The sequence below is a fragment of the Thermosynechococcus sp. HN-54 genome (genome assembly GCF_023650955.1).
In the GTDB taxonomy this organism is placed as follows: Bacteria; Cyanobacteriota; Cyanobacteriia; order Thermosynechococcales; family Thermosynechococcaceae; genus Thermosynechococcus.
The window spans coordinates 2265147-2286598 of record NZ_CP098039.1 but is presented as its reverse complement, the minus strand read 5'-3'; the positions used below and the strand labels follow the sequence as shown (position 1 = coordinate 2286598).

The following is a 21452-nucleotide window of genomic DNA, read 5'->3' as shown; positions in this document are numbered from 1 at the left end:
GAGTTCAGCCAATGACTCGTGCACGGATTGCTGTGGATGCCATGGGGGGTGACTATGCTCCCGATGAGATTGTTGCCGGTGCCCTCAGAGCCAGTGAAGAATTAGATGCCGATATTCTCCTTGTGGGTGATCCGGTGCCCATTCAGCGCTACCTCAATGAACATGCCCCCACAGCCAAGCCCCAAATTGTCGAAGCGAGTGATGTTGTGGAAATGGGGGAAGAACCCCTGACCGCCCTGAAAAAGAAACCCAAGGCCTCAATTAACGTGGCGATGGATATGGTCAAAGCAGGTGCGGCTGATGCGGTTGTTTCTGCTGGTCACTCAGGAGCAGCGATGGCTGCGGCACTATTGCGCTTGGGCCGACTCCCCGGCATTGATCGCCCCGCCATTGGTGCAGTCTTACCCACCCTTATCCCCGGTAAATCCGTTCTTGTCCTCGATGTCGGTGCCAATGTGGACTGCCGCCCCAAATACCTTGAGCAATTTGCGGTCATGGGTTCGATCTACAGCCAGTACGTCTTGGATGTCGAAGATCCCAAGGTGGGCTTGCTCAACATTGGTGAAGAGGACTGCAAAGGCAATGATCTCGCTCTCAAGGCGCATCAACTCCTGCGGCAAAATCGCCAAATCTCTTTTTTGGGCAATGCCGAAGGCCGCGATGTCCTGTCGGGACAATTTGATGTCGTCGTCTGTGATGGCTTTGTCGGCAACGTTCTGCTTAAATTTGCTGAATCCTTGGGTAGCGTCCTCGTCCAAATTCTCCGCGAAGAGCTACCTCGGGGCTGGCGGGGGCAACTGGGTACGGCACTGCTGCGTCCCAATCTCCGCAAAATTAAGCAGCGGATTGATCATGCGGAACATGGGGGTGGTTTGCTGTTGGGGGTGGATGGCATCTGTATCATTAGCCACGGCAGTTCCCAAGCGCCCTCGATTTTTAATGCCATTCGTTTAGCCAAGGAAGCAGTGGATCATCGTGTTTCAGAGCGGATTCAGGCCTGTTATCAGCATGCCGTTGCCGTTGAGGATCAGGCTTAGTGACTGTGCAGGGCGTTAAATTTAGCGGCGTGGGCGCGGCAACCCCCCGTCAATGCTTGACCAATGCCCACCTCAGTGCCCTTGTGGATACCTCTGACGAGTGGATTCAATCCCGTACGGGCATTCAAGAACGGCACGTGGCAGCTCCTGACCAGCGCCTTGTGGATTTGGCCAGCGAAGCGGCGGGCGCAGCCCTACAGATGGCCGGCCTAGAACCCACAGCAGTAGATTTGATCATCTTGGCTACCTCTACGCCCGATGATCTCTTTGGCACCGCCTGCTTGGTGCAAACTCGCATTGGGGCGCTAAATGCTGTGGCCTTTGATTTAACGGCTGCTTGTTCTGGCTTTCTCTTTGCCTTGGTTACGGCGTCTCAGTATTTGCGCACGGGTGCCTACCGCAGTGCCCTTGTCATTGGCGGGGATATTCTCTCTCGCTGGGTGGATTGGGGCGATCGCCGGACGTGCATTCTCTTTGGCGATGGCGCCGGCGCGATGGTCTTGCAAGCCAGCGATGCTGATCAGCTCCTCAGCTTTGAATTGCGCAGTGATGGCCGCCTCAACGAGCACCTTACCCTTGCCTTTGCTGGTACTCCCCAGACCTTAGGGGATAATCTCGCGATCGCCCAAGGGGGATTTGCTCCCATTGCCATGAATGGGCGTGAAGTCTATCGCTTTGCCGTCACCCAAGTTCCCGAAGTCATTGAGAAAGCCCTGCACCGCGCGGGGTGTACGGTTGAGGAAATTGACTGGCTGGTGTTGCATCAGGCAAATCAACGCATCCTTGATGCTGTGGCTGAGCGTTTAGGCATCCCTCAGGAGAAAATGATTAGCAATGTGGGTCAGTGTGGTAATACCTCCGCCGCCTCGATTCCCCTTGCCCTTGCGGCTCCAATTCAACAGGGGCATATTCAACCCGGAGACTTAATTGCCACCGCTGGCTTTGGTGCTGGTTTGACTTGGGGAGCTGCCCTGTTCCGCTGGCAATAGCCTATGCAAGGGGACACTGACCTGCGTACATTAGCGATGCGGGTAGAGGCCATTCTATACCTGAAGGCGCAGCCCCTGACCCTTGCTGAACTAGCAACCCTCGCCGCCACTGCTCCTGAGGCCGTTGAACTGGCACTGATTGAGCTACTCAACGACTATGCCCATCGCCAAACCGCCCTTGAAATTGTGCAAATTGACGATAAATACAGCCTGCAACTCAAGCCCGCTTTTCAAGAACTGGTTCAGTCCCTTGTCCCTGTTGAATTGGGAGTTGCAGCACAGCGCACCCTAGCACTGATTGCCTTGCGGGAGCCAATTCGGCAAACTGAGGTGATTGAGATGCGTGGCTCCAGCGCCTACCAGCACATTCAAGAACTCCTCACCCTTGGTTTTATTCAGCGGCGGCGGGATAGCCAAAGTCGCTCCTACATCCTCCAAGTCACTGAGCGCTTTCACCAGTATTTCCAAGTGGATCAACTGCCAACTATTGCGGAGGAGACGGCGGGCGATTCACATACTCACTGAGCAACTGGGAGGGTAAATCATCATTTGTCGCTAATTGCAGATTCAAAAGGGCAACTGCGAGCTTGTCTTGCTCTAGTTTGTTGCGCCCCAAGGCCTTGAGAATCCGGCGCAGGTGAGCGGCAATTTCAGCACCATACATCGTCAAATTTTCATCGGGCAGAGCCGGTAACCAATCAATTGCTCCATGTTCTACTGCCCATTGTCGCTGCATAGGGGAAATGTGGTTGTCGTAGCGGTCAATAATGAAACTGCGCAGCTTGGGATAGGTTGCCTTGATCCAGTTCAAGAGGTTGCCAATATCCGGTGTTTCTAGTTGGGAGTCAAGGAGCAAGAGATCTGGGTTGCGCTGCATCAGGGTTACCAAATCACTGATAATGCGGCGACTGTTAATTTGCCCCGATTCAACAATCACTTCTAGACCCTGACTCCGCAGCAGTTCTTGCCAAATTTGTCCCTGAATGCCGGGGGGTTGAATAATCAGAATGGTGGGCTGAAGGGCAACAGGAGCGTCCGGCGGCGTGGTGGAAACCGCCTCATCGGTGCGAAATTCGAGGGTTGTTTTGCCAATAACAAAGCGATCGCCCGTTTTCAGGAGTGTTGGCACCTGAATCATTTGACCATTCAGCACACAGCCATTGCGACTCCCCAAATCAATGAGATAATAATCATCATTATCCAGCCGCTGAATCATGGCGTGGCGACGCGAAGCCCAGCGATCCGCCAAAACAATTGTGCAGTCTTTGCCTCGACCAATCACCCATGAATTTCCTTCGGTAAGAGGGACAATATAGGTGCTGGCCTCTGTTGAGATGACCAATTGTGGATACTGTGTTAACAAAGTGATCTCTCTTCCAACTGCCTCTAGGAATGAATTGGGTCTTTCAGCGTTCTATTCAAAATGTCTATTCAAAATGATAGTCGGGACATTGAATGGCGGCTTCGGTAGCTGCCCAATTGGGATGCAGTGAGCACTTTAGCCGATAGTCTCCTGAAAAGAAGCGACAGCGGGCACAGGGAATTTGATGCAAGCGGCGAGCGATCGTCAGCCCCTCCTGTGTAAATTGCCACATCGTCCACGCCAAAGTTGCTACTAGTAACCATGCAGCACAAAAACAAATCGGCACTCGCAATGGCTCTACCGCGTGTACAAAAGACGATAGCCAAATTACCATAGACCGCCAGCGGGGAAACTAAACTAACGTGAGCAACTGCTCGTCATTAATTACTTCCTATAACAATTTTACCACTTGGCTATACAAGTATGAAGATTTTGCAGTCGTTGGTGGCTGTTTGCAACAGTTCTTATCGTTACCCGACGGTTCTTTTCTACACTATGGGTGAGGTATCTCAAGGTGACGACAGTTTCTGCTACCGCAGATTTGACTCTCTTGAGCCTCTTCGATCCTTGTGAAAAGGCATCTGCTGCTGATTCAGACCTGAGAACAAAGCGAGCGATCGCCCATGCCTATCCTGAATCCTAAAACGCAAAATTGTCCCTGTCCTTGGCAGTTCCTCAGCATATACTAAATTTGAGTGGGGGAAATGCCCCTACAGCAATTACGGCGGAAACACGTATGGGGATTCAAGAGATTGTTGAACAAGCACTGCGCAATGGCTATCTGACACCAACCCAAGAGGCAGAAGTAGGACGCATTTGCGACAAAGCCACCGAACTTTCTGTGGAAGACTACATGGCCTTAGATCGCCTCATGGGTGCTCTCTTGACGGGTCAAGTGGTGGCGGTTCCCCGCAAGCAGTTTATCAACGTTATGGAAGAACTGGTGCTCACAGAAGCCATTACCCGCATTGCCGCCATTGAAGCGGAGCAAGACTGCGCCTTGGATTTGGGGGACATTGCCGCCTATGCCCTCAACCGCCTGCCCCCACTCTATGCCACGACTGAAGAGGGAGCACAATATCAACGCCAGCGTGCCGAAGAAGAGTTGATGGACTTAATTCGTACCCAAGTCCAAGAGGCCATTAACCACAGCATGGCACGGCCGCAATTTCATCCGGAGCGATCGGCCATTGGCAAAACCTCCGGCAAAGAGGTCTTTACTCAAGTCAGTTCTTTGCTGCAAGCCTATGCCAATGACTATGAGCGTCCCAAGGGAGAGTCCGCACGGTGAAAATTTGGCTGTACGATACCACCCTTCGTGATGGCGCCCAGCGGGAAGGCCTCTCCCTCTCCCTTGAGGATAAGCTGCGGATTGCCCGTCAACTGGATCGCCTCGGCATTCCTTTTATTGAGGGGGGTTGGCCGGGCGCCAATCCCAAGGACGTACAGTTTTTTTGGCAGTTGCAGGAAATGCCCCTCCAACAGGCAGAAGTGGTTGCCTTTTGTGCCACCCGTCGGCCTGGACGCAAAGCCGCAGAAGAGCCGATGTTTGAGCCGATTCTAGCGGCCGGTACCCGCTGGGTAACGATTTTTGGCAAATCTTGGGATCTGCACGTCACCGAAGGTCTCAAGACCACCTTGGCAGAAAACTGCGCCATGATTGCCGATTCCATTCAGTTCTTGAAATCCCATGGACGGCGGGTGATCTACGATGCTGAGCATTGGTTTGATGGTTACTTCGCCAACCCTGACTATGCGCTGCAAACCCTTGAAACCGCTTTAGCGGCGGGTGCCGATTGGTTGGTTCTCTGCGATACAAATGGCGGTTGTCTGCCCCATCAAATTCGGGCGGTGGTGGCTGAGGTAATCGAGCATTTCGGTGCGCTGGATTGCTTGGGCATTCACACCCACAATGATGCTGGTACAGCCGTAGCCAATGCCCTTGCGGCGGTTCAAGCGGGGGTGCGAATGGTGCAGGGAACGATAAATGGCTATGGCGAACGCTGTGGCAATGCTAATCTGTGTACGCTGATTCCCAACCTGCAATTGAAACTCGGCTATGACTGTGTTACCCCAGAGCAGTTGGCGACACTAACCGAAGTTAGCCGCCATGTGAGTGAAATTGTCAACCTTGCCCCCGATGATCACGCGCCCTATGTGGGGCTGTCGGCCTTTGCTCACAAGGGGGGAATCCATGTCAGTGCTGTGCAACGTAACCCCCGTACCTACGAACATATTGAGCCGCATTTAGTGGGCAATCAACGGCGCATTATCATTTCTGAGCAGGCCGGTATCAGCAATATCTTGGCGAAAACCAGTGAACTGGGCTTTGAGTTGGATCGCCAGAATCCCTTGAGTCGGACAATTTTGGAGCGAATCAAGCAGCTAGAAAGCGAAGGCTATCAATTTGAAGCGGCTGAGGCCAGCTTTGAACTACTCATTCAGGAGGCACTCGGACAACGCCAGCGACCGTTTACCCTCAAGGGCTTTGATGTCTTTTGCCGCACGGATTCACGCCACTTAGAAGCAACCATTCGCAGCCAATCCTTGGCCACAGTTAAAGTTGAGGTCAATGGGGAGGAGATGCTCACAGCGGCGGAGGGCAATGGTCCTGTCTCAGCATTAGATCAGGCGCTGCGCAAGGCCTTGATGTCCTTCTATCCAGAGATTGCCGAGTTTCACCTGACGGACTACAAGGTGCGGATTTTAGATGGCCATGCTGGCACGGCAGCCAAAACACGGGTGCTGGTAGAATCCAGTAATGGGCGCGATCGCTGGGCAACGGTGGGTGTCTCTGCCAATATCATTGAAGCCTCCTACCAAGCGGTTGCCGAAGCCCTTGAGTATGGTCTGCAACGCAGCCGCCGATCGCAACCCTCCTCATTGGTGGCCTCCTGAGGCCTGCTTGCTGGAACCTCGGCAAAATCCGCTAAGATCGAAACTGGTGTATAAGTTGCATCACTGCCAAGGAGCCGCGTGTGCTCAGCACCCTCAAAGCAGATTTCCAAATTATCTTTGAGCGGGATCCCGCTGCCCGCAATTGGTTAGAGGTTGTCTTTTGCTATCCTGGACTTCAGGCTATTGTTCTGCACCGTTTGAGCCACTGGCTGTGGCGGCGGGGGATTCCCTTTGTCCCCCGTTTCATTTCCCACATCGCCCGCCTCCTCACGGGTATTGAAATTCACCCCGGCGCTACGATTGGCAAGGGCGTTTTCATTGATCACGGCATGGGAGTGGTCATTGGTGAAACAGCCGTTGTTGGTGACTATTGCTTGATCTATCAGGGAGTGACCCTCGGTGGTACGGGTAAAGAAACGGGAAAGCGGCACCCCACCCTTGGTGAAAACGTGGTTGTCGGCGCTGGCGCAAAGGTTTTGGGCAACCTCACCATTGGCGATAATGTTCGCATTGGGGCAGGGTCAGTGGTGCTGCGGGATGTCCCCTCAGACTGTACGGTCGTTGGCATTCCGGGGCGAATTGTCTATCGCACAGGTGCCAAAATTGCTCCCTTGGAACACGGCCAACTCCCTGACTCCGAAGCGGAGGCGATTCGTTATCTCTTGGATCGCATTGAACTGCTAGAAAAACAGGTGCAGATGCTGCAACAGCGGGAGCAAGAAAAGGTGCCTGCTCTTGTTCAAGGAGATTTGCCAGCCTCCCAAGGCCAAGCCTGCCGCCTCAGCGATCGCCCCATTGAAGAGTTTCTCAACGGCGCTGGTATTTAGAGCGCTCGCGTATAACACAGGCCACAACGTCCCCAGCGCTGCAATTCTTCGAGGGGAGTGGGGCACTGACAACGGGGACAGAGGGGATAGTCCCGTGATCGCTGGCGGACTTGAGCTTGCCAGCGCTGAAACGCCTCTTGGGGAGTGGCTGCAGGTAATACGCTGGGAAGCTGACCCACCTGCGGTAACGCCTCCTCTGTTGTGGTCTGAGGGCGGCGGCGCCAGTCGCGATTGGAAAAGCGAATATCGGTGAGAGCAATGCCAAGGGTCTGCTGAATTTTGGCCATGAGGCGCGATCGCGAGAACATCAGATGCTGCGCCCATGTACTACTGGCAACGGCCACACGCAAAACCCCTTGCCCTGTGAGTTCCACAGGAACAGCATGTTCGGCCACAATTGACCCCACCAGCTGCGGCCACTGCTCCAAGAGACGCAAGAACCGCTGGGGCTGCTGCCATTCAGGAGCCTGCTGCCAGTGCTGAAGTACTGTGGCCAGTGGGGTATAGGCCATTGCGGACTATCCCCGACTATTCGTGATCGTATTCCTCTTGCTTTTGCCGCTGTTCGAGGCGAATGGGTTGTGGTTCTTCCCACGGGTCTGCAGTCGGTTCGGACTCCGGCAGTTCTACGGGCATCGCCTTCGCTGGAGGCTTGACTTGGCGAGGTCGCTCCTCGTACTCATACGCCTCCTCCTCATAGTCCACATATTCCGGTTGACGCCGGCGACGACGGGGGGCAGCTTCCCAGTCCTCTTGATAGTCATTGCGGCTGCGTTGAGGTGGATAGACGGGCGATCGCGCCCCGGAGGGCAATTGATTACTGCTCGGCGTAACGGGTTGATAGTACTCGTCCTCGTCGCTTTCCCAAGGGGGTGCCCCCAAGCCGACCCGTTCTAAGAGACCCACTGTCAACTGCCGTAGGCGGGTTTCTGCCCCCTCAAAGACAATAATGCGATCCGGCCCGGTACTGACAATTTCCTCAATGGGCAACTCGTAGGTGCTAATTAGTTGAGCCGGAATCCAAGGCAAGCCAATGGAAGCCAAAATCAAATCTGTAATGTCGCCCGTTTCGGGATCAAACTTAAAGCCCCGTACCTTACCCAGCACTTCGCCGGTTTCAGTAACAATCTCACTATCAATCAGTGTGCTGTAGTTGTAGGTATTGAGAGCCTCAGTGACATCATCATCGTGCTCAACGAGAATGACATCACCAATTTGGCGAATACTGTCGAGAAGAATGTAGCGTTGCTCCCCTGTAAAGAGGGTATTGCGTACCCCCAAGGCCACCACTTGCCGCTGGTCAATATCGACCCAAACTTGATTAATGACGCCTAACTTCCGACCAGTATCACGGGTAATTACCTGTGTACCGATCAAATCTGCCCGTTGCAGCAATTGCGCCGATATGGTCATGCCTTTGTGTATCCCAATGAATCTTAGTAATACTATAGCGGCGAATACCAATGGTACGCCAAAGGCGATCGCAGGAGTGATAAATTGCCCCGTGCAATCGGTGCTTCTAGGCTAGCGCATTTTTGCCACACTGCTGAGTGGGGGGAGTCTATTCCCCTAGGATGGACTGGGTAAGTGCCATCACAGGCTGCACTAACGGTGTTTCCTCGCCCGAGAGCACTTGATTGACCGCTTGGGGCAGGACTTGGTACGTCACTTGCGCCACCTTCTCGTCCTTGAAGGCCTTGATAATCGTGCGGTACCACAGCAAAAAGCCATCCCGCAGGGCATCGAGATCGGCAAATAACATGGCCGCTGCCGCTAGGCGCAGCACATGCTTGCGATCGCGCCGACACACCGCCGAATAGTCTTGGTTGCCCTTACGGAAGATGTGGGGACTTTTGGCGCGCAGTTGCTGCTCCACCTGATCAAGGATTTTCTCCTCAGCATCGCGGATTTTTTCGTAGGCACTGATGCGCTGCTCCGCTGCTGCTAGATAATTTCTGAGAAATTCTAGTTCCTTGGCACTAGCATAGCGACCGTCCGCCTCAAGGCTGAGTTTTTCCAATTGACGCAGCATAAGTCCTACCCCACAACAACTCTATTCTGACAAAATTGAACTGCCGAGGGCAAGGACAGGCTGCATCACCCGTTGTTCTTCGGGCGTGAGCAGTTGCTTCGTCATGTTCGGCAGGTACTTGCCATAGGTGGAGGAGGAAGACACCTCGTAGTTAAAGGATTTGACAATGGTGCGATACCAGAGCAGGAAGTTATCCCGCAGCAAATCCAACTCGGAAAAGAGCATTGCCGAAGCACATAGGCGAATTGTATCCACCAAGTCACGACGGCAAATTTCTGAGCGATCGCCATTGATCAAATGAAAACAGCGGGGATTTTCTGCCTTTTGCATGGATTGAATTTTATCCGCCATCATTTCCGCCTCAGCGCGGATTTTTTCGTAGGCACTGATGCGAGTCTCCACCGAGGCCAAGTACTCCCGCAGAAAATTTAATTCCTCCGGCCGGGCATAGCGACCATCGGCGACAACGGTTAAGTGATTCAACTGACGGAACATAGGGCAACCCTCGCTAGAAAATAAATGAACACACTCACCTGTGGCTTATCGTTTCACCAGCTCCCCTTGGCGCAGACGTTTTTCAATATCCCGTGCCGTGGCTCCCTCGTTTTGCCAGAAGGCGGCAGCATCAATGCGATCCTGCTTACCAACCAAAAACTTGCAGTAGGTTTCCCCCATGGCATAGCACTGCAACTCGATACAGCTGAGGGGCTTTTGAATGAGTCCTGTAAAGAAACCGGCAAAGAGACCCGCGTAGATGTAGCACACGGGTTTACCCACATCCCCAAGGGAGCGCGCCACCACGGAGTCAAAGATATTAATGAACATAAAACCATTCTTTTGCTCCGTGAGATCCACTTCCCAGTTACCCCCGCCCTGAGTGGTAAATGGCCACCACCACGCCTCCAAGATAAATGTCAGGGCGGACTTGCGCAGCTCCCGCTGATACTCCTGCTCAAAGTGTTGCTTGAAGAGCACAGCATCCCGCTTGCCCCACTCTTCGCCAATTCTGTACATCACCAAAGCAGAGGCGGAGCCGACTTCCTCTTCAAGGCCTTCCACTAAGCCAATAACAAAATCTTCTGTCACTAGGGTTACCCGCTGATCGTACCAATCGGTAATGCTCCCGCGTTGGCTATCAAATTGAAGATAATCCCGGAGACTGTAATGATTGGTGCGCGTGGGATGGGTGTGGTGTAACTGATGCTTGTAGCCTTGGGCAGGGGTCATGGCATTGGCACCCCCACTAGCGCGAGACGGCGTGACAGAAACCATAGATCAGCGAATTGCCCCCTATCATGCTTGAATTCTAGACATTGAGCAGCCACACTTTTTAGGCTAAAAGATTTTTGAGGGGTGTGGCTCCGTACTCCCACTGATTTTTTGTCTAACGACACATTTCTACAAGTTCTGTTTCATTGATGCAGGGAATCCCCAATTCCTGCGCGCGCCGCAATTTACTGCCCGCTTTTTCGCCCACCACCACATAATCTGTTTGCCGACTGACACTCTCACTCACTTGGCCGCCGTACTTTTGGATCAGTGCTTTAGCTTGTTCACGGGTGAGGGTGGGCAGGGTGCCTGTAATCACAAAGCGTTTGCCGGCAAGGGATTGCCCTGTGGTTGGTGCGGGAGCTGTCGCCTCAGCCAGTTGGAGTCCTAGGGCTTTGAGATCGGCAATGAGGGCTTGATGGTCTGGATCTTGGAACCATTCGTGAACCGCTTGGGCAATTTCTGCACCGATGCCATGTAGCCCACAAAGATCCGCTACTGTCGCTGCTGCTAGTTGCTCCACCCGCGGAAAGTGGCTAGCGAGAACTTGGGCAGTAACGCTGCCGACGTGGCGAATCCCCAAACCATAGAGCACCCGTGGCCAAGGTTGTTGTTTCGAGTCGGCAATGGCTTGCAAAAGTTTATCAGCGGACTTTTGACCCATGCGCTCTAGACTCAAGAGTTGTTCGGCCGTGAGGCGATAGAGATCCGCAGGGGTACGTACCAGTTCCTTGGTCACCAATTGCTGGACTAGTTTTTCCCCCAACCCTTGAATATCTAGAGCATCGCGACTAGCCCAGTGGAGGATTTGGCCACGCAGAATTGCTGGACACCGAGGATTGACACAGCGACTCAGGGCTTCGTTGGCAGGGCGCACCACCGGCTGATGACATTCGGGACAAGTAGTGGGCATGGTGAAGGGTTGTGCGGTTGCCGGTCGCAATTCGGGAAAGACCCGCACAATCTCTGGAATAATTTCCCCCGCTTTGTGGATCACCACCTTATCGCCAATGTGCAAGTCCAATTCAGCAATGTAGTCTGCATTGTGGAGTGTTGCCCGCGACACAGTTGTACCGGCCAGTTGGACGGGTACCAGTTCAGCCACAGGAGTCAGGGCACCCGTGCGTCCCACTTGAACCGTAATTGCCACCACATCGGTAATGGCCTGCTCTGGTTCGTACTTCCAAGCGATACAACCTCTAGGAAACTTTTGCGTAAACCCAAGGGTCTGTTGCAGCGTTAAATCATTGAGCTTGACCACAATGCCATCGGTGAGATAGGGCAATTGGTGGCGTGCCGTTTGCCAGTGGTCGTAGTAGGCCTTCACAGCTTCTAGATCAGGGCAGTCAGCATTGTGGGGATTGACCCGAAAGCCGAGACGTTGTAGGGCATTGAGCACTTGCCGCTGGGATTGGGGTTCTCCTTCTTGTGCTTCACCCAAGGGAACGCTACCCCCTTCGGGCAAATGCAGTGCATAAGCAAAAAAGTCCAGTTGGCGTTGGGCAACAATCCGCGGATCCAGTTGACGGAGGGTACCGGCCGCTGCATTACGGGGATTGGCAAAAGGAGCCTCTCCTTGGGCTTGGCGTTCTTGGTTCAGTTGATGGAATCGCTCCAAAGGCAAAAAAGCTTCGCCGCGAATTTCAACGATTGGCGGTGGATTCTCTACGGCTAGCCGCAGGGGAATCGTGCGAATCGTCCGCACATTGCTGGTAATGTCCTCACCGCGTTGGCCATCGCCGCGAGTGGCACCCCGCACTAGTAAACCCTTTTCATAGGTCAAGGCAAGGGCCACGCCATCCATTTTTAGTTCGCAGACATATTCCGCCGCGGGAATTGGCTCCTCTCGCCGTAGGCTACACCAATAGCGTTGCCAGCGTTCCTGCCACGCCACCATATCGGCAAAGGTAAAGGCATTTTCGAGGCTATAGAGGGGAATTCGATGGCTGACACTGACAAACTGGCTGACAGGAGCCTCTCCCACCCGCTGGGTGGGACTGTCGGGGGTAATGTACTCAGGATGAGCTGCTTCCAGTTCCTGAAGTTCCCGATACAACTGGTCATAGACGGCATCCTCCATGATCGGCTGATCGAGGGCATAGTAGGCGTAGCTCGCCCGCTGAAGCAGATGCCGTAGTTGTTGAATCCGTTCCGCTGCCGTCGTCATTGGTCACTTCTGGTTCCTAGGAATTGTCGCTCTCCTTCGGTTTCTCTTTTGGCCGCGGTTTGGCGACGTGGGGTAATCCCCAGCCCAGCTTTTGCCGCAGCACATGGAAGAATTCTGGCGATCGCAAGCGAATGAAGCGAGCACGGTAGGGAGCACATTGAACAAAGACTTGATCCTCTGGCTGAATGTAACAGCCTGCATTCCCATCCACGACAAGAATCAGATGCTTGAAGGGATTCGCAGGATAGATCCACACAGGTTCGCTATTGGCAAAAACAAGGGCACGAGACGCCAAAGAGTGGGGGCAAATCGGCACCAATTGCAGGGCAGCGACACTGGGGGTAATCACGGGTCCCCCTGCTGAGAGGGCATAGGCCGTAGAACCCGTCGGCGTAGAGAGAATCAGGCCATCGGCAGCAATGTCAACACGGGCATGGGCACCCACATCCACTTCAAAGTGGCACATCCCCGTGAGGGGTTCCTTGTGGATCACCATTTCATTGAGGGAGAGGGCTTCCCAAATGACAGTTTGATCGCGGAGGACTTGAACCGTGAGCATCGTGCGATCTTCAATCGTGTAGTCGCCGCGCAGCACTTGATCAAGGGCAGGTTCTAAATCGGCGACGTAGCCCTCGGTGAGAAAGCCCAAGTGTCCGGTGTTGATGGTGAGCAGCGGAATCTCACAGGGGGCCAACTGCCGAAAGGCGGAAAGCACCGTGCCATCGCCGCCGAGAACGACAGCAAAAGCCATAGAGGCATCAAAGCCGGGGGGCACCAGTTGATCAATGGGGGTATGGCAGACGGGACTATCGGGACGGGAATAGCCAAGAATGCCACCAATCCCCGTGGCCATGTGCACTTCCCAGCCCTCAAGTTCTAAAATTTGGCGGACACGGGTGGCCAATTCAACCGCGAGGGGTTTGCCTTCGTTGTAGATGATCCCCGCCTTCACAGCAACTCCTAGGGGGTGGACTTAAAAGGACTGCGTTTTTTGCGTCCAGATTTTTTCTGTTTGGCTTTTTCGTAATCCAATTCTTTGAGTTTACGCAGAATTCGGGTGAAATAGTCCTGTAAATAGGCCTCAAGGGTCAGGGTTTCGCTGGGATCGAGGCCAAATGTCTCATAGACCTCCGCCATTGGGGCATTAAAGACGCGACCACTGGCAATCACTTCCGTAAAGGCGAGGCGATCGCTAATGTTCCATGTCCACTGAAACCACTGGGTGGCTTGGCGAGCCGCTCGCAATACGCCAATGGGCAAGCGAGTAATTTTCGCCTCCTGTCCTGAGAGATTTTCACACAGCTTAATAATTTCATCTGCTGTCCAGGCACGGGTGCCCGCTAGATCAAAGGTTTTGCCATAGGTGGCTGGCCGATCAATCGCCCGCACAGCAAACTTGGCCACGTCCTGAGTATCCATGTAGGCAATGGCCGTGGATTCCCCTAGAACCCAAATTGATTGGTTCTCCAAAATGGGAATTGCATACTGGCCAATCAAACCTTGAAAGAAGCCACAGGGGCGCAGGATCGTGTAGTTTAGTCCCGATTCGCGCAAAAAGTCTTCGGTACAGTGTTTGATCTGCATCAGGGGCACATGGGGATAATCCTGCGCTCCCATGATCGAGAAGAAGATAAAGTGTTGAATATCAGCCGCTTGGGCAGCCTGAATCAAGTTGACCTTGCCTTGCCAATCCACTGCTTCAATCGTCAGTGTATCAGTGGGGCGAGTGGCAGAAGCATCAATGACCACCGAAGCTTTGGCGTACTTCAATGCCTCAAGAATACTGTCGGCAGCACAGAGGTTTCCCTGGAGAATGGTGGCGCCCCATTCCCGCAGAAACGTGGCTTTGGCTGGACTGCGGACAAAACAATAGACGTGATGTCCTTCATCTAAGGCGCGGCGCACAATTTGCCGCCCTAGGGTACCCGTACCGCCAACAATAAAAACGTTCATGAAAAACTCTAGTCATAAATCTTAACTTTTGTAATACTTTATCAGAATTCCCGACATGGGCGATCGCCCTTGGGGATCATCGTCCCTTGAGTAAACTGGAGACGCATTAAGACGCAAAGTCTTCACAGTGGAGTGTCTCCCAAGTCTTGCGCCCCGTCACGGGATTGGTGCCACTGGCAACCTTACAGAGCTTGCGCTGGGCATCTTCGCGCAGTTCCACATCGGTAAAGTCAGCACCGGTGATAATGGCATCGTCAAAGTTGGTATTAAAGGCAAAGGCGCCTTCAAGGATGGCGTTGGTGAGATTGGCCCTAGCGAGGCGGGCAGTATCCAACGTGGCGTAGCGTAAATCGGCACCTTCAAGGTTAGCCGTTTCCATATTGGCGCCAAAGAAGCTCACCCCCTGAAGATTGGTGTGGCTGAGGTTGCTGTGGAAGAGGTTGGCTTTTGTAAATTCCGAACCCCGCAGATCCCGTCCGGAAAAATCCATGTTGATCAGGGCTTCTTTGGTGTAATCTTCGGCGATCGCCCCCGTCGGCGTCAGCAGAATCCACAAAATCGCCAGTAGCAATGCCACACACCAGCGCCAGTAACGGCTTATGGTTGTCGTCACAGCCGAAGATGGGAGTAGCATAGGCAACATTCATCTAAATCCATCTAAGTAATGTCAGGCTTCTATTGTTCAGAGTATCAGTATGCATATCCCTGAGGCAGCGTGGGTACGCAAAACCATTATTGAGGGAGGCTACGCCCAAGGTTACTTTCTGATGGGGGAGGACAATGACCTAGAGTGGTACACCAGTCGCCAGCGGGCACTGATTCCTTTGGATGAGCGGTTTCGCTATCCGAAGTCTTTGCAGCGGGTGCTCAATCAAAATCGCTTTCAAGTGGCGATTAACCGAGACTTTGCTGCCGTGGTCGATGGGTGTGCCGATCGCCCGAGTACATGGATTACGCCCCGTCTCAAGGAGGTGTACCATCTGCTTTACGCCACGGGTTGGGCGGTGAGTTTTGAAACGTGGCAGGGCGATGAACTCGCAGGGGGCATTCTCGGTATTGTTATTGGCGGCGCATTTATTGGTGAGTCCATGTTCTATCGCATCCCCGACGGCTCAAAAGTGGCGATGGTGAGACTAGTGGAACATCTGCGGCGTCGCGGCTTTCTGCTGTTTGATGCCCAACTGCAAAATCCCCATCTTGAGCGCTTTGGGGCTTATATCGTCAGCGATCGCGAGTATCGGCAGTTATTGGCACAGGCAATTCGTCAACCCTGTCAATTTCTCTAGTGCTCTAAGACAAGTGCCTGCCTCAATTATCTATCAGAAATAATTAAATAATTAATCTATTCTTAAACTAAACTTAGTGATAAATTAGTCATCAATACACACATTTTGTGAATTTTTTTGAGCAGAAAAGCTATACTGTGAGCCAAGACGCACTCTCTTCAAAAAAATGATTACTTTGCGCTGGCGAAACCGCCCTTTGTTGCTGATCCTTTCTGTGGTGGCTGGTTTGATTTTGACGCTTGCGCCGTCGCCTATTCAAGCCTATGTGCGTTTCCCTGATTTACCCGATACCTACGTCAACGATTTAGCTAAGGTTTTAGATTATCCCCAGCGAGAACAGGTTCGTTCGGAACTTCAGGCGTTTCATCAACGCACCAATCAGCAAGTCCTGCTGGTAACCATTCCCTCCTATCGAGATTACAGCAACCAACACCCGAGTTTTGAAGCCTTTGCCACGGATTTATTTAACCATCGTGGTGTGGGTAGCCGTTGGCGCAATGATGGCGTGATGATGTTGGTTCCTCCCGGCGATCGGAAGGTGCGAATTCAATTGGGCAGTGCCTATGGCAGCGGTTGGAACCCGCGTATGCAAACCGTCATTGATCGCTATATGCTGCCGGATTTTCGCCGGGGTCAGATGGCACAGGGGATCATGAATGGGGTGCGCGCCTTGCTCAATGAATTAGGTACGCATCAATTGACAACCTCTGGCAGCACCGTTCCCTCAACTTCAACTTACGCGAGCACTCCCGCTGGCAACATTATCACGGGGATTTTTATCGTCATTATCATTGTCGGCCTGATTATTTTGATTCCCTTCATCATTGTTTTTGCGATCGTCAAGTTTATTTTCAATCTCTTTTCAGGAAACCGTCCGCAGCCTCAGTATCGCTCTCGCCCCTCTTACTACGATGATGACGATCGCTACCGCAGTTACTCCAGCTATGATGACAGTTACTCGAGCCGCAGTGATGATGAGGGTGGGCATTCCTCAGGTGGGGGGGCTTCGGGCAGTTGGTAACTGGATTGACCCCTACTAGAATTGAAGACCAAAATGCTAAAATAGCGTCGTTCCGTAGCACATGAGACACTCTCTTGACGCAGGCGACTAATCTTCCGGGCATTGATTCCCCCCAAATTGATGAGTTTTTGCAGGAATTAGCGACAATCCAAGACTCTGGCCCCAAACGGATTGCGCTCCTTGGCTCGCGTCATGTTCCCATTACCCATCAGCACCTTATTGAAATGATGAGCTATGCCCTCGTGCTGGCCGGTAACCGCTTGATGACCTCAGGTGCTGTGGGAACCAATGCGGCTGCTATTCGCGGAGCAATGCGAGCAGACCCGAATTTGCTGACGGTGATCTTGCCTCAGAGTCTAGAGCGCCAGCCTCGCGAGTCCCGCCAACAACTGGATAAGGTGATGCACTTGGTGGAAAAGCCGGAAAACGATCATCTCCCCCTTGCGGAAGCCAGTTCTCTGTGTAATCAGGAAATTATTTCCCGCTGCCAGCAACTGATTTGTTTTGCTTTCCACGATAGCCACACGCTGCTGCAAACCTGTCAACTGGCGGAAGAGCAGCATAAGGTGGTGACGCTCTTTTACTTTGATTAGCCGGGGACGGTTTTCCCCACCTAGGCCAGTTTAATCCCTATGCCAGAATAGGAGCAGGGTTCAAGGTTGATACTCCATGGGTGGCTTCTACAACTGGTATCGGAATATATTGCGGCATCCTAAATATCGCTGGTTTATTATTGCTGCCAGCTTGATCTATTTGCTCAGTCCTTTGGACATTTCACCCGATTTAGTGCCGATCATTGGTCAATTGGACGATGTCACCGTCATGGTGATTCTTGCCAGTGAGATAACGCAATTGCTGGTGGATTGGGTTAAGCATCGGCGATCGCCCAACATCACCACCACCGTAGATGTAGAAGCAGAGCACATTTAGAGACTAATCCCGCGATCGCAAGTCATTGCCCACAGAGCGGAGTAGCCAGCGGTTTTGCACATAGCTCAGGGCACCGTTGATCAGTGCAGCCGCCATCAAGATGCCGATGGCTGGCATAAAGAGGGGTTCCCAGAGGCTGATCCAAAGGTCAAACCCAAGGGGTAGCTCTAAAGAGCGCCCGATAAGGGCAACCACAAACCAGCCAAAACTGGCAAGGACAAAGAAGGTATCAGCAACGAGGAGCCAATTGATCACTTCCCGCAGCCGTGCCATAACTACCCCCCCAGTACCCACTGTTTGACGCGAGCAAGGCTCTCCCAATCGGGTTTGCGTTTCAGGCCGTCGGCAAAGTTATCAATGACCTCTTGGCGTAACTCAGCCACAGCGGCAACAACGGTTTGCGCCAATTCAATGTGAGGACGAACGCCTTTTTGCCCTGTTTCCAGCATCGCCACTGCAAGGTTAATCCGCGCTTGCGGATCTTCAGGATTGAGCTTGACCGCTTTTTGAGCTGCCTTTAGAGCCGATTGGGGCTTGTCATCGAGAAGATAGAGCCACGCCAAGCACGTCCAAGCGGAGCTACTTTTTTGAGCACGCTGGCAAATGTCTTTGAAAGTCGGAATTAACTCCGAGGCAGGTGCCCCTTCTTTGTAGCGGGCGATCGCTGCCTCAAACTGTCGTTCAACGTCACTCACAGGTTGCGATGTGGTCAAGGGCAGGACTCCTTAGGCAGAAAATGAGGTACCACAGCCACAGGTTTGGGTGGCATTGGGATTGGTGAACTTAAAGCCACCACCAATGAGGGCATCACTGTAGTCCAAGACCAAGCCATAGATGTAGAGCATGCTCTTGGGATCTGAGACCACCTTGAAGCCATCGTAGTCAAAGACTTCATCATCGGGACGGATATTGGCAGGGTCTTCAAAGTCCATCGTGTAGGACATCCCGGAGCAGCCACCTCCTTTGACGCCGACCCGCAAACACAAATCCTTACCATGCTTGTCGCGGAGTTCGAGCACGTGCTTGAGGGCAGCTTCGGTCATCATGATTCCCTTGGCGGGCTGTGTGGCCTGTGTCATCACCCACTCCTGAAAGACTCCAAACTTTATCGTAGCAAGTTCAGCGGTGGGTCACCATCTCGTGGGCACGCTTAAAGGCTTCGTCGAGCACCTCCGAGAGGGTCGGATGGGTGTGAACATTAAAGGCCAAGTGGCTCACTGTCTGGCGATCGCGAATGGCATTGGCGGCCTCTTGAATTAAATCCGAGGCATGGAGACCAAAGATATGCGCCCCCAGTAGCTCCCCTGTATCCGCACGGAAAATCACCTTGGCTAGGCCATCGGTTTCCGTTTCCGCCAGTGCCTTGGAGTTGCCCTTAAAGTAGGTACGTGCCACCTGCACCTCAAAGCCTTCTTTTTCCCCTAGCTCACGGGCTTGGGGTTCGGTCAAGCCGACAAAGCTCATTTCCGGGTGGGTAAAGGCCGCCGCAGGAATACTGCGATAATCCACTTGGCGCGGCCGCCCAACAATTGTTTCAACAACGGCAATCCCCTGCGCCGAAGCAGCATGGGCCAGCATCATTTTCCCTGTGGCATCCCCGATCGCCCACAGGTGGGGAACGGGCTTCCCTTTTTTCGTTACCGCCAAATACTCATTGACGGGGATAAAGCCACGCTTATCGGTGCTGACACCCACACTCTCTAGGCCAATATCTTGGGTGGCGGGAATCCGACCCGTGGCCACAAGACAGGCATCCACCTCTAGCACATCCACCACTTCTTTGGTTTTTGCATCCGCCAATTCAATGACCACTGGGCTACCGGGAATCACCCGCTTGGCTAGGGTACCGCTGTAGGTTTCAATGTCGCGAGGGGCAATCAAGACCCGCTGTGCCTGTTTGGCAATATCTGGATCAAAGGTGGGCATGAGTTGATCCAGAGCCTCAATCATGGTTACTTCACTGCCAAGGGCGGTGTAAATATCAGCAAATTCTAGGCCAATGTAGCCACTGCCAATAATCGCCACCCACTGCGGCAACCAATCCAGCTTAATGGCATCGTCACTGGTATAGACAGTTTTGCCATCCACTTCAATACCGGGGGGCACCCAAGGCACTGACCCCGTGGCAAGGATAATGTCCTTGGCGGTAACAATTTTTTCCCCTGTGGGGGTGCTGATGCTCACTTTTTGGGAACCCGCCACTTTCCCTCGGCCAATGAGCGTATCCACACCGAGACGCTTGAGACTGTTGGTGAGATCACTGCGGATCTTTTGCACCAGATTGGTGGCATGGGCAGCAACACCAGCGCGATCCACACTCACTTGCCCCAGTTGAATCCCGAGGGCTTGCCAATGACTGGCTTGGCGCAGTTCCCGTACCCGTCCGGCTGCCGCAAGGAGTGCCTTTGAGGGAATACAGCCGCGATTGACGCAGGTGCCCCCCATTTCTGCGGCTTCGACAATAGCCGTTTTCAGACCGACACTGACGGCATGCAGGGCAGCCCCATGTCCTCCCACACCAGCACCGATAATGACGAGATCGTAATCAAAGCTCAAGGACGGTTCTCCCCAACTGCATTTCCTTAGCTTATCAAAGGCTGTTCCTCGTGAGAACTTAGGCCTTTTGGCTATAGGCAGTGAGAGGTTCTTTGATCCAGCGAATATAGAGATGTTTGAAGGTGGATTTGAGGACGCGCGGTGCGCCAAAGTCAATCGGCATCATCTGCTGCGGCAGTTGCCAATCGCGAATCGCCAATTCATGGGGCTGTGCCAAGGGAAACGCAATCTCACTGAGGTCATAGTTGTAGCCAAGGGCGGTGGCGGCCCGTTGGGTAGGAATGCGCTCAGGATTCACATTCAGGATAGCCACAAGGGCGCGATCGAGGGCAAAAACATCACGACTGGCACCCAAAACATTCAAGGGTCGCGGCGTTCCCCCACTGGGGCCGTTGCCTTCATGGCCGATAATGCCATCCACAATCGTGAGGTCGGGGGCGATCGCCCGTGCGGTTTCGACAAGCATGCGGCCAAAGCGATCGGCATCTTTACCCGCTTCCATATGCCACCATGCCTTCATTTTGCCGGGAACACAGCCAAAGAGATTCTTGACCCCAAGGGTGAGAGTGAGTTGCACATGGGATTTAACTTTGGGGAGGTTAATGACGACATCGGCGGCCATGGCTTCTTTGCTCAGGCGCAGGTGGGCAAATTCTGGATTGGCGGTGGCGTAGCGATCGCCATGGAATTCAATGACGGGTAAGTTTAATTCTTGAATAAAGGGCAAGTAGCCATTGTTGCGAGCGACCCCCAATGCCGAGCCAAAGGCAGGACTATCGCCTAAAAAGGGTTTTCCGCCGGCCGCCTGTACCATTTTGGCAACGCAATAGACTAGCTCTGGGCGGGTAACGCATTCGTGTTTTGGCCGTGCGCCGGTGAGTAAATTCGGCTTGAGCAGCACGCGATCGCCCCGTTGAACGATCGCCGCCATTCCCCCCAAGGGGGCTAGGAGTTCCTCAAGAGACGCACTGAGACGGTCAAGGTCATAGGATGTTGCCCGCAGTAAACTCACGCTTGGCATAGAAGGCTCCTGATCTATTTAGACTGAATAATATTGTGACTACGTCTGGGGAGGATACGTTAACGTCTCCCCTATTGCCTGTCCCCTAGGGCAAATTTTTGAG

The 21452-nt window shown here is 53.2% G+C and carries 26 protein-coding genes; 10 read left to right on the top strand and 16 right to left on the bottom strand.

Annotated elements, in window-relative coordinates:
• Positions 1–11 precede the first annotated feature (11 nt).
• Genes plsX through scpB form a run of 3 tightly spaced genes read left to right on the top strand, consistent with a single transcriptional unit; the run spans position 12 to position 2551 of the window.
• Positions 12–1037, top strand: coding sequence for a phosphate acyltransferase PlsX (plsX, locus tag NBE99_RS11175; RefSeq protein WP_250682138.1), 1026 nt, complete (start codon positions 12–14; stop codon positions 1035–1037).
• Positions 1037–2026 (top strand): beta-ketoacyl-ACP synthase III, encoded by a 990-nt coding sequence (locus NBE99_RS11170; protein WP_250682137.1) that lies wholly within the window; start codon positions 1037–1039, stop codon positions 2024–2026. The genes plsX and NBE99_RS11170 overlap by 1 nt, the downstream gene beginning before the upstream one ends.
• A gap of 3 nt (positions 2027–2029) precedes the next feature.
• Positions 2030–2551, top strand: a complete 522-nt coding sequence (gene scpB, locus NBE99_RS11165) for an SMC-Scp complex subunit ScpB (RefSeq protein WP_250682136.1) — start codon at positions 2030–2032, stop codon at positions 2549–2551.
• Here the strand turns inward: scpB and NBE99_RS11160 are convergent.
• Together NBE99_RS11160 and NBE99_RS11155 are read right to left on the bottom strand one after the other, a co-directional pair.
• Positions 2511–3389: an FHA domain-containing protein gene (locus NBE99_RS11160; protein WP_250682135.1), complete on the bottom strand. Its 879-nt coding sequence runs from the start codon at positions 3387–3389 to the stop codon at positions 2511–2513. The two genes, scpB and NBE99_RS11160, sit on opposite strands and share 41 nt — an antisense overlap.
• 64 nt (positions 3390–3453) lie before the next feature.
• Positions 3454–3621, bottom strand: coding sequence for a hypothetical protein (locus NBE99_RS11155; RefSeq protein WP_250682134.1), 168 nt, complete (start codon positions 3619–3621; stop codon positions 3454–3456).
• Between the two features lie 504 nt (positions 3622–4125).
• Between NBE99_RS11155 and NBE99_RS11150 the strand changes: the two genes are divergently transcribed.
• The 3 genes from NBE99_RS11150 (at position 4126) to cysE (ending at position 7114) form a co-directional block, all read left to right on the top strand.
• Positions 4126–4680 carry a late competence development ComFB family protein gene (locus tag NBE99_RS11150; protein WP_250682133.1) on the top strand — a complete coding sequence of 185 codons (555 nt, stop codon included), beginning with the start codon at positions 4126–4128 and terminating at the stop codon, positions 4678–4680.
• A complete protein-coding gene (cimA, locus tag NBE99_RS11145) occupies positions 4677–6287 on the top strand; it encodes a citramalate synthase (RefSeq protein WP_250682132.1) in 1611 nt (536 codons plus the stop codon). Before NBE99_RS11150 ends, cimA begins: the two co-directional genes overlap by 4 nt.
• An 80-nt stretch (positions 6288–6367) precedes the next feature.
• The gene (gene cysE / locus NBE99_RS11140) at positions 6368–7114 is read left to right on the top strand and encodes a serine O-acetyltransferase (protein WP_250682131.1); all 747 of its coding nucleotides are present in this window, start codon (positions 6368–6370) and stop codon (positions 7112–7114) included.
• Here cysE and NBE99_RS11135 read toward each other — a convergent pair.
• From NBE99_RS11135 to NBE99_RS11095, 9 genes are all read right to left on the bottom strand, one after another.
• Positions 7111–7626, bottom strand: a complete 516-nt coding sequence (locus tag NBE99_RS11135; protein ID WP_250682130.1) for a DUF721 domain-containing protein — start codon at positions 7624–7626, stop codon at positions 7111–7113. The two genes, cysE and NBE99_RS11135, sit on opposite strands and share 4 nt — an antisense overlap.
• A gap of 16 nt (positions 7627–7642) precedes the next feature.
• Positions 7643–8527: a PRC-barrel domain-containing protein gene (locus NBE99_RS11130; RefSeq protein ID WP_250682129.1), complete on the bottom strand. Its 885-nt coding sequence runs from the start codon at positions 8525–8527 to the stop codon at positions 7643–7645.
• A 148-nt stretch (positions 8528–8675) separates the two neighbouring features.
• Positions 8676–9146 (bottom strand): allophycocyanin, encoded by a 471-nt coding sequence (locus NBE99_RS11125; RefSeq protein ID WP_250682128.1) that lies wholly within the window; start codon positions 9144–9146, stop codon positions 8676–8678.
• 21 nt (positions 9147–9167) lie between these two features.
• Entirely contained in the window at positions 9168–9641 is a 474-nt protein-coding gene (locus NBE99_RS11120; protein ID WP_250682127.1) for an allophycocyanin, read from the bottom strand.
• 45 nt (positions 9642–9686) lie between these two features.
• Entirely contained in the window at positions 9687–10418 is a 732-nt protein-coding gene (locus NBE99_RS11115) for a V4R domain-containing protein (RefSeq protein ID WP_399370522.1), read from the bottom strand.
• A 112-nt stretch (positions 10419–10530) separates the two neighbouring features.
• Positions 10531–12582 carry an NAD-dependent DNA ligase LigA gene (ligA, locus tag NBE99_RS11110; protein ID WP_250682126.1) on the bottom strand — a complete coding sequence of 684 codons (2052 nt, stop codon included), beginning with the start codon at positions 12580–12582 and terminating at the stop codon, positions 10531–10533.
• Positions 12583–12598: 16 nt separating this feature from the next.
• Positions 12599–13534, bottom strand: coding sequence for an NAD(+) kinase (locus NBE99_RS11105; protein ID WP_250682125.1), 936 nt, complete (start codon positions 13532–13534; stop codon positions 12599–12601).
• Between the two features lie 8 nt (positions 13535–13542).
• Positions 13543–14535 carry an NAD(P)H-binding protein gene (locus NBE99_RS11100; protein ID WP_250682124.1) on the bottom strand — a complete coding sequence of 331 codons (993 nt, stop codon included), beginning with the start codon at positions 14533–14535 and terminating at the stop codon, positions 13543–13545.
• 106 nt (positions 14536–14641) lie between these two features.
• Positions 14642–15178, bottom strand: coding sequence for a pentapeptide repeat-containing protein (locus tag NBE99_RS11095; RefSeq protein WP_315897266.1), 537 nt, complete (start codon positions 15176–15178; stop codon positions 14642–14644).
• A gap of 52 nt (positions 15179–15230) precedes the next feature.
• Between NBE99_RS11095 and aat the strand changes: the two genes are divergently transcribed.
• The 4 genes from aat (at position 15231) to NBE99_RS11075 (ending at position 17772) form a co-directional block, all read left to right on the top strand.
• Positions 15231–15821 (top strand): leucyl/phenylalanyl-tRNA--protein transferase, encoded by a 591-nt coding sequence (gene aat, locus NBE99_RS11090; RefSeq protein WP_250682122.1) that lies wholly within the window; start codon positions 15231–15233, stop codon positions 15819–15821.
• A gap of 196 nt (positions 15822–16017) precedes the next feature.
• Entirely contained in the window at positions 16018–16842 is an 825-nt protein-coding gene (locus tag NBE99_RS11085; protein WP_250682121.1) for a YgcG family protein, read from the top strand.
• 74 nt (positions 16843–16916) lie between these two features.
• Complete coding sequence (locus tag NBE99_RS11080; protein ID WP_250682120.1) at positions 16917–17435, top strand: DNA recombination-mediator protein A; 519 nt, start codon at positions 16917–16919, stop codon at positions 17433–17435.
• Positions 17436–17511: 76 nt separating this feature from the next.
• Positions 17512–17772, top strand: coding sequence for a YkvA family protein (locus NBE99_RS11075; RefSeq protein ID WP_250682119.1), 261 nt, complete (start codon positions 17512–17514; stop codon positions 17770–17772).
• Positions 17773–17775: 3 nt separating this feature from the next.
• Here NBE99_RS11075 and NBE99_RS11070 read toward each other — a convergent pair whose 3' ends face one another.
• The 5 genes from NBE99_RS11070 to NBE99_RS11050 are packed head-to-tail and all read right to left on the bottom strand — an operon-like array spanning position 17776 to position 21349.
• Complete coding sequence (locus NBE99_RS11070) at positions 17776–18045, bottom strand: hypothetical protein (RefSeq protein ID WP_250682118.1); 270 nt, start codon at positions 18043–18045, stop codon at positions 17776–17778.
• 2 nt (positions 18046–18047) lie between these two features.
• Positions 18048–18485, bottom strand: coding sequence for a M48 family metallopeptidase (locus tag NBE99_RS11065; RefSeq protein WP_250682117.1), 438 nt, complete (start codon positions 18483–18485; stop codon positions 18048–18050).
• 12 nt (positions 18486–18497) lie between these two features.
• Positions 18498–18851, bottom strand: coding sequence for an iron-sulfur cluster assembly accessory protein (locus tag NBE99_RS11060; protein ID WP_250682116.1), 354 nt, complete (start codon positions 18849–18851; stop codon positions 18498–18500).
• A 40-nt stretch (positions 18852–18891) separates the two neighbouring features.
• On the bottom strand, positions 18892–20328 hold the full coding sequence (gene lpdA / locus NBE99_RS11055; RefSeq protein WP_250682115.1) for a dihydrolipoyl dehydrogenase: 1437 nt from the start codon (positions 20326–20328) through the stop codon (positions 18892–18894).
• A 58-nt stretch (positions 20329–20386) separates the two neighbouring features.
• Positions 20387–21349, bottom strand: coding sequence for a DUF362 domain-containing protein (locus NBE99_RS11050; protein WP_250682114.1), 963 nt, complete (start codon positions 21347–21349; stop codon positions 20387–20389).
• Positions 21350–21452: the final 103 nt, after the last annotated feature.

Bases quoted from the DNA above. Each gene is read 5' to 3' on its own strand.
- plsX (WP_250682138.1), top strand. From the start codon at position 12: ATGACTCGTGCACGGATTGCTGTGGATGCCATGGGGGGTGACTATGCT.
- scpB (WP_250682136.1), top strand. From the start codon at position 2,030: ATGCAAGGGGACACTGACCTGCGTACATTAGCGATGCGGGTAGAGGCC.
- NBE99_RS11155 (WP_250682134.1), bottom strand. From the start codon at position 3,621: ATGTGGCAATTTACACAGGAGGGGCTGACGATCGCTCGCCGCTTGCAT.
- NBE99_RS11150 (WP_250682133.1), top strand. From the start codon at position 4,126: ATGGGGATTCAAGAGATTGTTGAACAAGCACTGCGCAATGGCTATCTG.
- NBE99_RS11135 (WP_250682130.1), bottom strand. From the start codon at position 7,626: ATGGCCTATACCCCACTGGCCACAGTACTTCAGCACTGGCAGCAGGCT.
- NBE99_RS11130 (WP_250682129.1), bottom strand. From the start codon at position 8,527: ATGACCATATCGGCGCAATTGCTGCAACGGGCAGATTTGATCGGTACA.
- NBE99_RS11125 (WP_250682128.1), bottom strand. From the start codon at position 9,146: ATGCTGCGTCAATTGGAAAAACTCAGCCTTGAGGCGGACGGTCGCTAT.
- NBE99_RS11120 (WP_250682127.1), bottom strand. From the start codon at position 9,641: ATGTTCCGTCAGTTGAATCACTTAACCGTTGTCGCCGATGGTCGCTAT.
- NBE99_RS11115 (WP_399370522.1), bottom strand. From the start codon at position 10,418: ATGGTTTCTGTCACGCCGTCTCGCGCTAGTGGGGGTGCCAATGCCATG.
- ligA (WP_250682126.1), bottom strand. From the start codon at position 12,582: ATGACGACGGCAGCGGAACGGATTCAACAACTACGGCATCTGCTTCAG.
- NBE99_RS11100 (WP_250682124.1), bottom strand. From the start codon at position 14,535: ATGAACGTTTTTATTGTTGGCGGTACGGGTACCCTAGGGCGGCAAATT.
- NBE99_RS11095 (WP_315897266.1), bottom strand. From the start codon at position 15,178: ATGTTGCCTATGCTACTCCCATCTTCGGCTGTGACGACAACCATAAGC.
- aat (WP_250682122.1), top strand. From the start codon at position 15,231: ATGCATATCCCTGAGGCAGCGTGGGTACGCAAAACCATTATTGAGGGA.
- NBE99_RS11075 (WP_250682119.1), top strand. From the start codon at position 17,512: ATGGGTGGCTTCTACAACTGGTATCGGAATATATTGCGGCATCCTAAA.
- NBE99_RS11070 (WP_250682118.1), bottom strand. From the start codon at position 18,045: ATGGCACGGCTGCGGGAAGTGATCAATTGGCTCCTCGTTGCTGATACC.
- NBE99_RS11060 (WP_250682116.1), bottom strand. From the start codon at position 18,851: ATGACACAGGCCACACAGCCCGCCAAGGGAATCATGATGACCGAAGCT.
- NBE99_RS11050 (WP_250682114.1), bottom strand. From the start codon at position 21,349: ATGCCAAGCGTGAGTTTACTGCGGGCAACATCCTATGACCTTGACCGT.